Genomic DNA, 15,101 nt, shown 5'->3' on the forward strand with positions numbered 1-15,101 from the left:
CTAATTGGAACTATTCCGTAAATCTGTAATGCGGTCTTGTAGTTCTTTCATCCCATCCTTACCCGGCGGCAACCCGTCCAACATCACAAACAATATTGTTTCAAAGTTGACTCCCGGCCGGGTACGTAAGATCTCTTCTATTTCTATGATAGCATAATGAAGCGCACGTAAGCGCCAGTTCAACATCATCATACGGTTGCTATCAACAGGCAAACTGTTATAGATAAATGCTTTGACGCGCTCGATGGGTAAACCTACCGGCGCATGGGCAATAATTTCAGCAATGGCAATATCAATCTCCGCCACCGGACAGGCGTCTGTTTTATCCTGCTCAATAAGACCTGCATCCACGGTAAGGGTTGCACGATCGATCCCGATCAGGATAAGGCGGCATGTTTGCGGGAATACGCCATTTGGCACTTCGGCGCTGAGGGCCAGCAGAAAATCCCTGGCGTCCTGTCTTACTTTTTCATGCTGAAAATTATCCAATACGAACCAGCTCTGCCACCTGGTTTGGGCGGCTTCGCTCAGTACCCACAAGGCCAGCCGTTGCGCGTATAATTTGACATTGGTATTTTTTTCCGGCGCTGTTGATAATGGCCGGCCCATGAGAGACACCAGTTTTTTTGCCACTTCTTCCGCGCCCAGATCGGCTGCCAGGTCCGGATCAAATTCAACGATATAGGGTATGATACTTAATTGCGCACCGGGTTGCGGCGTATTTGTAAAATGGGAAATATATTTTACTGAATATGATTTTCCGCTTCTATACTCCCCATTCACCACCAGGATAGGCCTTGTGTTGGTAGCTGCCGTACTGAATTTTTTTAAATGTGTGCGCAGCGACCTGCGGTTTACGAATGGCGCGCCATCCATGAGAATAGTGCTATCCAGCGGATTAGCCAGCGGCGGCGGCGGTATACTGATCCGTTGCAGGATGGCCGCCACGTTAGGATCCACATCCCGGTAAGGCGAAAGTAATATGGATAACCAGGTAGGATTACTTCTCCATCCATCATTCATACAAAGATGGACTGCCTGTACTATCAGCACCCCCGGCGCGCCTTCTCCCAACAGCCCTGGAAAGGCGGTGCCTACGAAGCCTGCCGTCAGGGCGCTCCGGGGCTGCCCTGAGGGCCCGATGAACCTGACCAGCAGGTCGATCACATACTGTTTTTCTGTTTCGTCTTTAAACATAGGTCAGTTTATTCAGTGTACCATGATTGCCAGGGAACGCGTACCATACCTAGCGGCGTGGGGCCGGTTTCCGGCGCCAGCACCGGCTGTATTTCCTGTGCGCGGGCGATGGGCCTGGAGAGATTATCCCAATCAAATAAAAACACTTCCGTATAGTATTTGGTAATAGGCCTTGAGTAGAAGACCAGGCTGGTATCACGGTTATACTGCGTACCATCGGAAGACCAGTTATTACTACCTACCACGGCTATCTTCCCATCTACCAGCACGCCTTTATTGTGCATTTTGTTCTTTTGCATACGGAACATACTGCGTTTCCAGTGGCGGGTGGCAATGAGCAGGTCTGCGCTTTCGGCTTTCTGGTTATTGCTGACCAGTATGCGCACATCCAGCCCATCCTTCATTTTTTGTGTGATGGCGCTGATAATATCGTTGAAGATGGCGGCAGAAGGTTGATTGATATAAGAGAACTGCAGGTAAAGGGATTGTTCCGCGCCCTGGATCAGCTGCAGGATGGTGGCCGCGTAATTATCAGGGCTCATCAGCGGCATTACTTTTACCGGCTTACCGGTAGCGGCAAATGTTTTGGGCAGGAAGGGATGGGGTTGTATCACATCCGCTTCTGCTTCCAGCATGGATTCCGGGATCAGGAGGTCCGGCATAAGCGGCGCCGCCTCCGGTAGTGCACCCTCGCGTGCCTTTTCCATATCATACAGGATGAACTTTTCGTACATCTGCGCCAGGGGCTCGTCTTCGATGATCACATGCCACTCGCGGTTGCCGTTCTTGTAGGTAAAGTTTTCCGTTCCGGGTTTTAACACCGGCTGGCTGTTGGGGCTCCAGTTGCCGCTGGACAACCAGAACGCGCTGGAATCACGCACGGCCACTTTGGTATGATAAGAATTATTAAAGATCCTGTTGGGCCCTCTTACCAGCGCCGGCACCAGCTGCAGGCGATCCCCCCAATGCTCCCGCAGCGTTTCTTCGATCGTAAGATCGTTCTTATCCACCTGGAGGATCATATTCAGCGTTGCATCTGTTTCGCTGCCCAATGCGGTAACGGCGTCTATGATATGTTGCGCATAAAACTCGTACATGGCCACCGTGAGGCTGGTGGTGGTACCATCCAGGAAAGACTTTAAGGTAGTCCACCCGGAGTCTGGACCTATATGACAGGTGATATTGGATACAGACATTTCTTCGAGGGCTACCCTATCTGCCGGCGGTGGCTCATAGTTAATAGCCGGCGGGCCAGCTTCCGCCACCGCATTTTCCCAGGCGCTCAGGGGCAGTATGCCCTGCAGCTGTTCCTGTGCGGAAGCAGTACGTAACTCTATAGCGATACCGTTCAACTGAGCCGGTAAACCTGTGGGTGAGGCGCCTGGTTGTGTGACCACGAGGATCACCGGGTCTGGCGTATCTGTGCGCTCTTTATTGCTAAAACCGGGGCGTACGCCCAATACGCCATCTACCTGCAGCTGATCGCCCAGATCCCTTATGGCGTCAATGACCTTTTCTATTGATGGCGGCGAAGGCTGGGGCGATACCTCGCCATTTTCGATCCGGATAATGCCCTGGTAGTTGCCCATACATGCTATTTTAAAAATGAGTGATCAGTACATTTCATCAATCCCTTTTCCAGGATTCCAGGTTATTGTATACCTGGTCTGTTATACGGGTGCCTGAGTTAGCGGTGAGCCCGCCGTAGGCATGGATGGCCACGGCAATCCGTTTTCTATCCTTGATCCGGTACACGACGGTGCCGCTTTGTCCGCCATAGGTATCTGCCGCGTAATACACTTTATCCGCCTTCACGGTGCCGACATTCCTTTTATCGTACCAGATGGTGCCGGAAGATTTATCTGATGGATAACCGGCCACATTGACCATTAATTTATTCAGCTCATCATCCGGGTAAACGCCATACCCAAATGTGCCCAGCTCCTGCGGGAAGGCGGCCGGCAGGATAATAGCGCCATAGTCGTAGTTTTCCAGGCCTTTATCGCCCCAGCCCTGCACGGTCCAGAACTCGCTGGCGGTGATGCCTCCAAACGGCAGCTCGTTCCCATTACGCCCCGGCATTACCTGGATCTTTTTTACCCAGCCATCTCGCCCGGGTATGTCGCTGTGTTTGATATATACACAGTGGCCGGCTGTGATGAGCGTACGCGGGCTGATGAACCATGCGCTGCCTACCCATTGGGAATTATCTGCCGCCGTTATCAATAAAGATGCGGATGCGCGCCAGGGATATTTCCGGTTGTCCTTTACCTGGATCCTTTCATCTGTTCCGATGATGGCTTCCCGTAACGGAACCGGCTGAAAAGAGGCCACGCCAATATCTGCGAGCCCGGTTGTATCCGGCGCTTTAAAATCGATCTGCACCATTCCCATTTCGCGGATGATCCGGGGCACCAGCTCCGTGCCTTCTGTTTCATCGATCTCCTGCTCTTCTCCCACTCCTGCGGAGCCAATGGTTTCCCTTAATGCATTTACGGTGGATTCTGTTGCGACAATATTAGTCATAGGGGTATGCAGGCTTACTACCTGTGGAGTATTAGGCATATAGTTAGGATTTGTAAATGACTACATTTAATTGATTCCTACGAGCATTGAGATCAACCAGGCATTTGGGATATACGTTCCTTCTATCTGTCCGTTAAAGATTGAAATATTATCAGTCAGGGGCCCTACTGTACCAGATTGTAACTTAATTGAAAGCGTTCGATGTTTTGAGGTTAAAATTTTTTCGAGGTTACGGAAATAATATTAGCTATTTTTTTGAAACTGGACAAATTTTTCTTGCAGGCTGTTATCAGCTATCACTGCTGTTTCCCTCTCCCGGCTCTTCCGCCATGTCATAATTCTCATCCGGCGCCTCCGTTTCCCAGTTGTCATATTGCTGCTGATATGCTTCCATGTCAAAATCCTCTTCCACGTCTTCTGCTGGATCCTTTTTGTTGTCCTGTTGTGTTAACGCATGTAAACGCTGCATCTCCAGCATCTCTGGCGTTATTTCCTTAGGCCCGCCGGAATTATCTATCTGCTTAAACCATATCACCACCTGGTTGGCCATCCGCATAGCATACCCCGGTTTCACGGCGCCATAACCAAAATGAAGATTACCGGCGTTTATCAGATAGGCAATATTGCCTTTACCGATCAGCTCTATATCAAAACATGTGCGGTTTTCATTATCCGGATCTTTGGCGTTCTGGAGGGTACTGATCACGATCAGTGTAGCCTCAGCGCCCAGCAATGCGAGTATCTGCGGAATATCGCCTGTATCCAGCAGCTCATCTGCCGCTACCTTCTTGTTTTCCCGGATGGTCTTTCCAATTTCAACGATCCTTTCAACGGATGTGGGCAATTTGAGCACGCGCACGATCGAAAAGATCAGGCAATTATGCAGTTCGCCATCTGCATTGTAGAGTTCCATGTATTCATCCAGGCCAACTTTTTCGCCAGAGAGCGAAAAACTTTGCTGTTGGCCGAATGTGAGCAGGCTTTCTTCCCTGGCTCTCCGGAGGGCATCCCAGCCACCGAAGCCGGGGAAATGACTGTCTTCATTATTTGACACGGGGACCGGCGGGGATGCTAACAATTCGCCCAGCGCATCTTCCATTACCCATCCCATGCTAAGCAGCACTTTTATGACAACCTGCTGTTCATGCGAATCTTTTTCCGGCATATGCAGCAGCCGTAGTATCATATAGGTGTTGGGGGCCTGATTGGTCTCTTTCCAGGTATAGGTCAGCATCTCCATAAAGTCCGGCAGCTGTTTTACCTGCAGGCGGCCCAGCACTATCTGTAAAAACGGCATTACCTGTTCCGGCACGCCTATTCTTGCCAGGGCGGCTGCGGTGAAAAAGGCGATCTTAAGATCCTGCAAAGCCTCTGCCGCCAATGGCTGCAGCAGCTTTGCGGGGGCCACGCCATATTTGTGGATGAGCAGCTCCAGGATGTGCAGCGCCTGATCCGGGCCATTCATCGCTACACGCGCCAACGGCCCTTTCATAGCGGATAAAATCTGCGACTCGCGGGCGCGGAACAGCGGGTATACCTGCTCCTGCTCCTTAAAGAGGATATCCCAGATCTTATCTCCCTGGTCTGCCAGCTGGATCAGCTGGTCCAGGAGATACTGCTCTTGTTCCGCGAGCTCCGGTTGCGGGGGCAGCGAGGGCTGTTTACCTGGTATTGGCTCCTTCTCTTTAGGCACCAGTGCAGGATCTGTACTTTCCGGCTCCACATCCTCCGGGCGGAAGACAACCAGCTGTTCCGCCTCCTCCATTTTCTTTTGTTTGATCAACGCCTGTTCCAGCGTTTGGATCTGGGCAATAAAGCCCTGGATACTGATCCATTGTACGGTAGGATCCTGGCTCTCGTCTTCCTGCATAGTGTCTGGGCCGGAAGTTTCCGGGCTTTTTTTCCGGAGGGCCGCCAGGCGTTCTTTGAGAAAAACCAGCGCCAGCGTGAGGCGTTGTTTTTTAAACCCTTCCAGACCGCCTATGTCTGTGCCCTTTTCTCCCAGCTCCTGCAGGTATACGGTCACATAATCATCATATCCCGGCGGATCTATCTTTGCGGTTGGATCAATAGCAGCTATCAAACCGGGCAGCTTTTTGAAATAAGCCATCAGCCGGTTCTTGCTACGTTTTTTATCAGACAGTTTAGGCAGTTTATCGTATTGCGCTTCTAACAGCCGGATCTTATGCAGGTATACTTTGGCCGTCATCTCATCGCTATGTTCCTCTTCTGTTTTATCCGGTTGGTTTTGTTGCTGTATGGTCCTGAGCAGATCCCGTATATACTGGAAAGCAAACATGTTGATATTTGCCTGTTTGGCGGTATCCTCCGCTTTTTCATCTTCTACAAATGCCTGGCTCAGTAAAGCCATTACGGCCTCCTCGTCCTTAGGCGCGGTGGAGAAGATACCGCCTACGGGGAAGTGATCACTGAAATGCTGCCAGTATTTGGAGTGCCGCAGGTCTTCCGCATCTGTGGTAACCATTTTGCCGCCCGGCCGCATGATGCCCGCTTTGGTGGTTTGCCAGCCCTGGTCTATAAAGAAATCAGCGATCTGCAGCTTACTCCATTCTGTAAGCGGATCTTCTTTGGGGTTGGTACCTGATATGGACTGTGTGAGGTGCAGGTCCAGCGCTTCTACGCGGTGTTTGGTGGTGGTTTTGTTCACATTTCGCAGGATCTGTTTTTCTTTCCTGTATTCTGTGAGCATGATCAGCTTTTTATCCCTTTCTGCCTGCAGCAGGGTCTCTTTCGTGAACAGGGCGTCCAGCTCCTCTACGGAGCCCACCTCGTACTTCTTTAAAATGATGTTGATAGCGGCTTCCGCATCCGAGATCCAGCCATTCCTCAGCTCCATGAATTTCTGGCTTTTCAGGTCCCTGGCAGCTATTTCCTGCTTTGCGGTAGCGATGATGCCCAGCTGGGTCTCCACTTCCTGCAGGTCTTCCCAAAAAGTGACCATCCATTCCTTTTTCCGGGTGAGCTGGTCAAATTGCCTGTCGGTACCCTCTTTCACCTCGTTTACGGTCTCTTTATTCTCCGCTTCTTTTTTATCATCCCTTTTGCGTTTCCTGCTTTTTTCCGCCACCACGGCTTCCGCGGTGAGGTAATAATCGCCGCCAATGATCAATGGTATTCCCTTATCCTTTGCCTGTGCGGAGAGCGTAGCCAGGCCTTTTTTAATTTCGTTATAGATGTTGATGCGGTTAAACTCCGCTACGCCGGAATCTGTTTCCGGTGTAGTATGCACCACGCCTATCCATACTTTCTCTTTTTTATCCGAATCCTTCACCGGCCTTTCCAATTCATAGACCATTATGGGCCGGTAGCTGCCGGCGCTTTTGTCCCAATCCACATCTTCGTAAGGCGCTGGTTTTTTCTCCTGTTTCTCTTTCTCTTCGTCTTCCTGTTTATCCTGCTCCTCTGCTTCCTTTACCGATATTTTATTCCCTTTGGTATTTACATAGAATATGGCGGACACTGTAAAACCGGAGCCTTTGCGGATGAGGATGGGGTAATACTCTTTCTGCGGATTTTCTCCGCCGGACACCATCTGCGGGCCGGTATCCATATCATAGGATGATCCGGACTGCTCGAGCAGGGAGGGATTATTGACCTCCTGTAATACCATGATATCCAGCCAGGAGTTGTTGGCGAACATCTGCTCTGCCTGTAAGGCAATATTGCGGGTGTGCAGGGCCCTGGCCAGCTCCTCTATCTCTGCGCGGTTGAGCAGTTTACGCAGCAGGCCTTTTTTCTCCTGGAGGGATTCCAGGCTAATCAGGCGCTCCTCCTCCGTTCTTGGGTCTGTGTCGTCTTTTGACGGCCCTTCCTGCACATAGGAAGACATATTTCTCAGGAAAGTAGCCGCTTTTATATCCGGCCCCCAGATCTTTGTGACCGATTTAAGCACGTTGATCAGGTTATCCAGGTATTCGCGGCCAAATGCCCGGAAATCCTTTACTTTTTGCGCCAGCGGCGCTTTTTTGAGGTTATCTTTCAGTGCCTCTTCATAGGCTTCGTTCCATTTGAAATTGATATACTCGCCCAATCCCGCAAACAACCCGCCGGAGCCGGCCAGCTGCTCTTTGGCCGCCAGCGCACCCCTTTCCAGCCGCTCCCTGGTGTCTTTACGGTTATGGACCCCTTTCCAGAGCTTATCATTCCCTTTGTACTTTTCTATGGCGGCTATAAAGGCCTCTGCCTCTTTGCGGAATACATCCCAGTCTTCCATTACCTTCCGGAACTTTTGCAGGATCTGTTGCAGCCGCTCCTGGAAACCGCGCCGGGTAATGGCTTCTACGGGCTCGTCCTGATCGGTTTCGTCTGTGTTGCCTTTTGCTTTGCCTTTGGGTTTAGGGGCCGTTTCTTTTACTGTTTCTTTATCGCTGAAGTGGGCTACGTTCCAGGTAACGATACCGATCTGGCTTTTCTGTGGTGTTTTTAATTCCTTTTCCGTTTCCATGGCCTGGGAGCCCAACGCCTGCTGGAGATCGATATTACCGGGGATGATGGGGCTTGATTCGCTGGTGAACTTTGTGTCAGTGAGTTTTTTCTTTTTCCTGACATGATCATCCTGTTCTTCGCTGTTGTTCCCTTCTTTTGTTTCGCCCTGTGATCCGAGCTCCTTTTTTTCTTCGTCCGTCATGAAAGTGGACCAATTGTGGCCGTAGACCTCTACCAACATTTCCTCTATCTGCAGGCGTTCCATTAACTGCTCCGGTCCCATAGCCTCGCTACGCGCGAAGAACAGCGCCGCTTCCATCTCCGGGTAATTATCCCGGTTAAAATAGGGCAGGTCTTTGCCGGATTGCTGGTACAGGGCGTATAACTCCGTGGTATCTCCGTTAACGTCCTGGTCGTTGCCCATTGTTTCGCTGGCCCGTACTTTTATGCGCACCCGTTGTATGACGGGTTGGGTGGTTTTGGATTGGCGCTGTACTACGGTATGCCAGGGGGTGATGGGTGTGTGCTGGGGTGATGGGGTGTTGGTAATTGGCAGCCGAAAGGGTGTGGGGGCGGCGGGTATGTTGGTAGGCTGCCGTTGGATGATGTTGGCAAGCGGTGGTGGCGGCGGTGTGGCGCCGGATGGTTGCTGTGGTGTTTGTGATGCCGGTTGCAGCTGGACGGGCGCGGGTATGGCTATTCCGCCAGCAGCAGGTTGATGTGCTGAGGAGCGAATAGGTACAGGCGTAGCCGGCGTTTGCTGGTGTTGATCTGGCATGCGGTTGAGGGAACAGATTAGGGACAATCGTGTTATGGCGGAAAGCTACAAAATTTCATGGGTAAGGCATATTTTTCGCTAAAATTTTCAGCGGGCTGTGTTTTGGCTGGGTCTCCCTCCCCATTTTTTCCTTATCTTTATCTCAACACCCCATAACGTTAACGCACCCAAATGTGAACCGCAATGCACGCCAAGCACCCCAAAAACGCTGAACCGCAGCCTGCCGCTGCTTCCCAACATGCTATACAGCCACCGCAAACCGCACCCTTGCGTATTATGCCGCAACTGACCGTAGGCGCTATCGATGATCCTTACGAGCGTGAAGCCGATGCCATGGCCGACCGGGTCATGCGCAAAGCCCAGCCTTTTGCTATTCAGCGTAAATGCGCCCATTGTGAAGAAGAAGAGAAAGCCCAGCGTACACCGTTTATCCAACGGCAGACCACCACTAACGATACAGCCACGCAGGCCCCGGATAGCATAACCCAGGGCATCCGCTCCAGCGCTGGTAAAGGCGCAGCCATGAGCCAGGACACCCGTTCTTTTATGGAATCCCGCTTTGGCGCGGACTTCTCCGGCGTGCGTATCCATACAGGCAGCGAAGCCGCCGGCCTGGCGGACAGCATACAAGCCAAAGCGTTTACTGTAGGTAACGATATCTGGTTTAACAGCGGGGCCTACGAGCCGGGTACCGCAGCGGGCCAGCACCTGCTGGCGCATGAGCTCACGCATACACTACAGCAAGGCGGCGCCATCCGCCGGCAGACCAAAAGCACCAAATGCCCGGATGCCGTAGTGGAGCAGCTGAACAAGGAAATGCATGAATATTATAATAAAAACCGCAGCTGTACAGACCAGGGCGATACCTGCGTAAGCGCCACCGCCAAGGTGGCCGCGGGTTATGGCGCGGTGATGGGCCGGGTAATCCTGCAACAGAAATGTTTCTCGCCCGGTGACCTGGATTACGAGGAGCATATGAAAAAGATCTCCGAGACCTTCAAGACCCTGCGTAACTGCGAGCGTATCATGATGGAAAAGTGTGGGCCTCCCATGCTGGCGGCAGCCGCTGCGGCGCTGGCAGCCGTAGGCGCTAAAAAAGGCGCGGGTAAGGCCCTGAAACGTATGGCAGAAAGCATGGGAGGCAAGGTAGCCGGTAAAGCGCTGATATATGCATCTGCCGCAGCGGCGGTGCTGCTGCTGATGTCTGGCAAGGCGGAAGCCAAGATCTCCCTGGAGGGCGATGATCCGCTGGTAGCACTTTTTAAGGCCATGGAACAGGATGGGGAGCCAGTGCCGGAAGAATTCAAGGCCCTGATAGCAAGCGATCCTGAGCTGAAGAAAGCCCTGGAAGACGCCGCCCGTAAAGGCAATATGTCTGAAGCGCAGAAGGCCATGGCGAAAAGTTATACGGACTTCCTGCGTAAACATATGGATGAATTCAGCGAAGAAGAGCTGAAGGCGCTGATGAGCACTACAGAGCAGGTAAGCGGACAGCTACCCAAAGACCTGAAAGTGGAGGATCTGAAACAGGCCCTTAAACAAAAAGCCGCCCAGAAAGCCGGCGAGGGTAAAGGCGGCGCCGGTGGCGGCGGAGCAGCCAGCGACAGCCCGCAACAGGTAGCAGACGCGGTAAAGGATATCACCAAAGGTGTTCCCCTGCCCCAGCCTGCTGCAGACGCCCTTAAAGAAGCTGCCAAAGCAGAAGGCAGCACGCCCCAGCAAACGCCTGTTAAACCGGAGACCACGCCACCGGCTACCGATGCGTTTAAAAACCTGAGCGAAGAAAACCGGAAAAAGATCCAAGGGGCGCCTGCCCCGGTGGCAGATCTGTTTAAAGCTTTTACCAGCGCTACGGAAGGCGATGTAAAACTCTCTGACGAAGCGGTGAAACAATTCTTTGCCGTAGTGCCGGCAGACCTGAGCAAAGAGGAATCCGCCACGCTGGCTGGCCAGTTAACTTCCTCTACTGGCAAAACACTGGCCCAACTGATAGAGAACCTGCGTAAAGGCGTAGAAGCCGTACGTAAAACCAAAGATGCCCCCGCAGGCGGCGAAACCGCCGGCCAACCCGCAGACCCGGATAAACCGGCGCAAACGGAAGCGGACCAGATAGCGGCACTGAAAGAGATGGCCATTAAAACAGATTTCAGCAAATTGCCCATGAACCAGGTAGTGATCCGGGATTTTGTGAGCAAGGTGACCGGCACGCGCTTCAGCTCTTATGTATTTGTGAATAATAATGGCAAAGGCATGGTGGCGGTGATTAGCGGGGAAGTGGCCGGCGGCAAAGATGTGACCAAACTAAAAAAAGGCGAAAAATTCACTATCAAGATCACGTCACTGTCCAAATTCGTGGATAAACAGGGCGTAACCCATAACATAAAGATAGACACTACGTTCACGATGTCTAAATAAACAGCTTCATGGAACATCATACCAAACCCCAACCTGCCAACGATATACGGCCCGCCGCTACGAATGTGCAAGCTACGCCGGCGAGCTTTCAACGTATTATGCCCCAACTGACCGTAGGCCCGGTAGACGATCCCTATGAACGGCAAGCCGACGCCATGGCGGACCAGGTAATGCGCAAAGCGGAGCCATTTGCCATCCAACGGAAATGCGCACATTGTGAGGAGGAAGAAAAAGCGCAGCGTATGCCTTTTATCCAGCGGCAGGCTAATGGCGACAGCGCGCCCGCTTCCGAAGCGGTTACGCAGGGCATCCATTCCAGCGCCGGCCAGGGCCAGGCATTGGCCACCGATACCCGCTCGTTTATGGAATCCCGTTTGGGCGCGGATTTTTCCGGGGTACGCGTGCATACGGACAGTCAGGCGGCGGAGCTGAACCAGGAGCTGCAGGCTAAAGCATTTACCGTAGGTAAGGATATCTGGTTCAACAGCGGTAACTACCAGCCCGGCTCCACGGAAGGCCAGCACCTGCTGGCGCATGAGCTCACGCATGTGCTGCAGCAAAGCCCTGCCATCCAACGGAAAGAAGATCCCAAGGCGGTGACTGAAGCCTGTCTGAAGAACAAGGACAGCATACTACCCGGCAAAACGGGCCTGGTAGGCGCTATTGACCGGGACCTGATGCTGGAAGCCATGTTGGGATCCGAACGGGCGGAGATAGAAGCCGCCATCCGTAAAGACCCCGCCGCGCACCTGTTTGTATGCGAGTATGGGATGACCGCCATTGCCGCGCTGATAGAAACCAGCCAGGGCAAGACCTTTAATGTGCCCGCCGCCAGAAAAGAAGCTACCGATCCAACCAATAAGGAACACTACAGCCGTAAAAGCCTTTCCGGCTGGCGGATAGCCGACCGGCGTAAAGAGCAGCTACGATCCAGCGCAGATGACCTGGGTGGCTGGGCAGAGCGCCAGCATAAAGGCAATAAAGACATTCCTACGGCATCTGCCGCTTTGAATATGCCGGCCGCACAGGTAGCGGATATCACGGCCATGATCCACAGCGTAGAACAGCTAAGCCGCAGCTTTGGCAACCTGTCGCCCATGATCGAAAAAGGACAGCAACAACTGGATGATATCTTTAATAGCTTCAAAGCGCTGGGCGATGCCCGGATCACCGAGGACTATGGCACAGAAGTAATAGATGGGCTGGAGAAAACAGATGCACTGATCGACGCCGTAGGCCGTACCATCTTCTCCATCAGCGCCGGCCGTACGGACCTGGATACGCTGCTGACTGCCGTAAGCGGTATTAAACAAGACAGTAAGACCATCCAGGACAATGCCCGCCAGGAACGCCGGGCGCTGGTGAATGGGGGATCGCCGGATTTCTCTTCTGTAAAATCCTCTATTAACCAGGTGCGCCGCGGCTCGCTGAAAGACCTGCGCGAAGCCTATAAGCAAGCCACCCAATCCCTGCCGGATATCTTTAAACACGCGGAGCCGCTGCTGTTTGTGCTGCGTTATTTCCGCGCGCTGAATGACCCTAAGGCCACACCGCCTTCAGAGGCCGATATGAAGAAATTCAAGGACAGCATTGCTATCATTGAAACCTCGCCGTTCTTTGGCGGTGGCCCGGTGAATGTGGGCGCTGACCTGATGAAGAGTGTGATAGGTTTTATAAGCAGACAAGTGAACATGCGCCTGCAGATGCAGAGCGGTACCGGCGCCCTGCCGGGGATGATACCTACGCTGTCTGAAGCGCAGGCTTATTTTGCCACGCTGGATAAACCGGGCATCAGCAATGCTGTTGTACGCAAGGCCTATACGGATTTTGCCACTGCCTGGTTCCAGCACCGGGTGATCACCACACCGGCAGATATGGCAGTGGACGCGGTAGACGATGTGTTTAAGATGCCGCCCAGTATCGCGGGCGCGCGGTCTATTGTGTGTAGCGGTTATGCCCAGATGGGCGCTGCGCTGATGTTAAAAGCGGGCGCTAACAGGTCTATTACGTTCACTACGGCAGTAAGGGCTTCTGATGAACAGATCAAGGCCAACCAGATCAGCGATGGCCATGCCATTGCGAAGATCACACGGCAGGGTAAGAGTTTCTTTATTACCAACTATCTCACGGCTGATACAGAGACTGAGGCGATGAATGTAGCCTGGCAGTTCCCGAATTTGCCATTGCATAAGGCTACTGGGCCGACGAATAAGGCATCGCTGGATGCGCTGGTGGCGAAGCTGGCGAAGAAGATGTGATACTGCTCCCCCTACAATGAAAAAACCACTGGCGCGAACTTCCAGTGGCTTTTCGTCTGATCTGTAAATACCGAGGTAACTAACGGATGTAAGCCGGTTTACAAACGGATGAATCGGGGGAGATAACGAACATATGTATTACTTGGTATGATGCGGTTTTAATTCCAGGTGGATAGCACCGCTGATATCCATATAGTAGCTGTCTACCTTACCATTGTCTTTCAGACTTTTCAGGAAGGCCTCCAGCGGTTCTGTTCTATTGATCGCGCCTGAGTAGGTGAGCTTTGCCAACTCTTCACTATCAAACTTAATCTGTACGTCGTACCAGCGTTCCGCCACTTCGCATACATCGCGCAAGGGCTGCTGGCGAAAGCGGTACAAGCCATACAGCCAGCTCACTACGTGATGGTCTGACAGGTCTGTTACGGTAAAACTATTGGTAAACTCATCCAGGGTGGCGGTTTGGCAGGGCGCTATCTTCACAGGCGCGCTGTTGTTCTGCGCTACCGTTACGGCGCCGGATAACAGGGACAGCTTAAACCTGCTATCGTAGGTGTTGATGTTAAACGCGGTGCCCAGCACATTGATATCCCCTTTCTGGGTGTGTACAATGAAGGGCTGATCCGGGTTATGGGCAACGGTGAAGAAGGCTTCGCCATCCAGGTACACTTCGCGCTTTTGGCCATTGAAGGCAAAGGGGAAGCGCAGGGAGGTAGCTGCGTTCATATGTACAACGGTGCCGTCTGCCAGGGTAACGCTGTAAGTGTTGCCGGCGGGCACACGCAGGGTATTGAGCTTATCTTCTTTGGCGCCATGATCTTTGGCCGTGAAACGCAGCATATTGCTGTTAGTCTGGATGCGGGCCGTTTGCGTGTTGATCATATCGCTGGCGCCCGTTAAGGGAAGGGAGCCGCCTTTGGCCAGCTGCAGCATGACGCCATTTTGCGGCATGGTGATGGCGCTGATGGCGGCCTCCTCCTGCTGATGCATGGATAGCGGGATATACAGGGCGGCGCCCGCGGTGGCCACGGCCACCAATACGGCGGCGGCTACGTTGAGATACCGTTTTTTGCGGGTAGGCTGCAGGTCTGCCAGGCTTTCATCCAGGCGGCTGCTAATGTCTATATCCTTGAATGCGTGCCGGAAATGAGTGCCCAGGGGGGCATTTTCCTTAACGAGGAAGGTCTCTTTGACGTCTTCAAGCAGTTGACGTGCTATGGCGCTGCTGCGCAGCGTACGTTCGATGTACAACTCTTCTTCCCAGCTGGTACAATTTTCCAGTTGGCGTAGCAAGAGCACTAAAAATTCATCCTGGTCAAAAAAATGCATAACCACAATTTGATTGTTCGCAATAGGGATTTTCAACCTGGGATATGGTCTAAAAAAGGGGTCATGCCGTTTAACGTGTGCTCACTCTTCAGTTTTCAAGGCAATAGGCATTTCAATGGTACATTTCAACTTTATATTCACATGTACCTCTA

Annotated in this window: 7 protein-coding genes; 2 read left to right on the forward strand and 5 right to left on the reverse strand. The window is 52.5% G+C overall.

The genetic code is table 11. The features are described 5' to 3' along the window. The 4 genes from F0L74_RS21420 to F0L74_RS21435 all read right to left on the reverse strand — a co-directional run bounded on the left by F0L74_RS21420 (position 1) and on the right by F0L74_RS21435 (position 8,947). Positions 1 to 1,197: a hypothetical protein gene (locus tag F0L74_RS21420; RefSeq protein WP_149839957.1), complete on the reverse strand. Its 1,197-nt coding sequence runs from the start codon at positions 1,195 to 1,197 to the stop codon at positions 1 to 3. Positions 1,198 to 1,205: 8 nt separating this feature from the next. Beyond that, a complete protein-coding gene (locus F0L74_RS21425; RefSeq protein WP_149839958.1) occupies positions 1,206 to 2,786 on the reverse strand; it encodes a phospholipase D-like domain-containing protein in 1,581 nt (526 codons plus the stop codon). Between the two features lie 37 nt (positions 2,787 to 2,823). After that, entirely contained in the window at positions 2,824 to 3,762 is a 939-nt protein-coding gene (locus F0L74_RS21430; protein WP_149839959.1) for a trypsin-like serine peptidase, read from the reverse strand. Positions 3,763 to 4,012: 250 nt separating this feature from the next. Beyond that, positions 4,013 to 8,947 (reverse strand): hypothetical protein, encoded by a 4,935-nt coding sequence (locus F0L74_RS21435; RefSeq protein WP_149839960.1) that lies wholly within the window; start codon positions 8,945 to 8,947, stop codon positions 4,013 to 4,015. Positions 8,948 to 9,130: 183 nt separating this feature from the next. On the opposite strand from F0L74_RS21435, the gene F0L74_RS21440 reads away from it, so the two are divergent. Together F0L74_RS21440 and F0L74_RS21445 are read left to right on the forward strand one after the other, a co-directional pair. After that, positions 9,131 to 11,362: an eCIS core domain-containing protein gene (locus F0L74_RS21440; RefSeq protein WP_149839961.1), complete on the forward strand. Its 2,232-nt coding sequence runs from the start codon at positions 9,131 to 9,133 to the stop codon at positions 11,360 to 11,362. 8 nt (positions 11,363 to 11,370) lie between these two features. Next, positions 11,371 to 13,620 carry an eCIS core domain-containing protein gene (locus F0L74_RS21445; RefSeq protein ID WP_149839962.1) on the forward strand — a complete coding sequence of 750 codons (2,250 nt, stop codon included), beginning with the start codon at positions 11,371 to 11,373 and terminating at the stop codon, positions 13,618 to 13,620. A 138-nt stretch (positions 13,621 to 13,758) separates the two neighbouring features. Here F0L74_RS21445 and F0L74_RS21450 read toward each other — a convergent pair whose 3' ends face one another. Further along, the gene (locus F0L74_RS21450; RefSeq protein WP_149839963.1) at positions 13,759 to 14,949 is read right to left on the reverse strand and encodes a FecR family protein; all 1,191 of its coding nucleotides are present in this window, start codon (positions 14,947 to 14,949) and stop codon (positions 13,759 to 13,761) included. Between the last annotated feature and the right edge of the window lie 152 nt (positions 14,950 to 15,101).

The sequence above is a fragment of the Chitinophaga agrisoli genome (assembly GCF_008386695.1).
Lineage (GTDB): Bacteria > Bacteroidota > Bacteroidia > Chitinophagales > Chitinophagaceae > Chitinophaga > Chitinophaga agrisoli.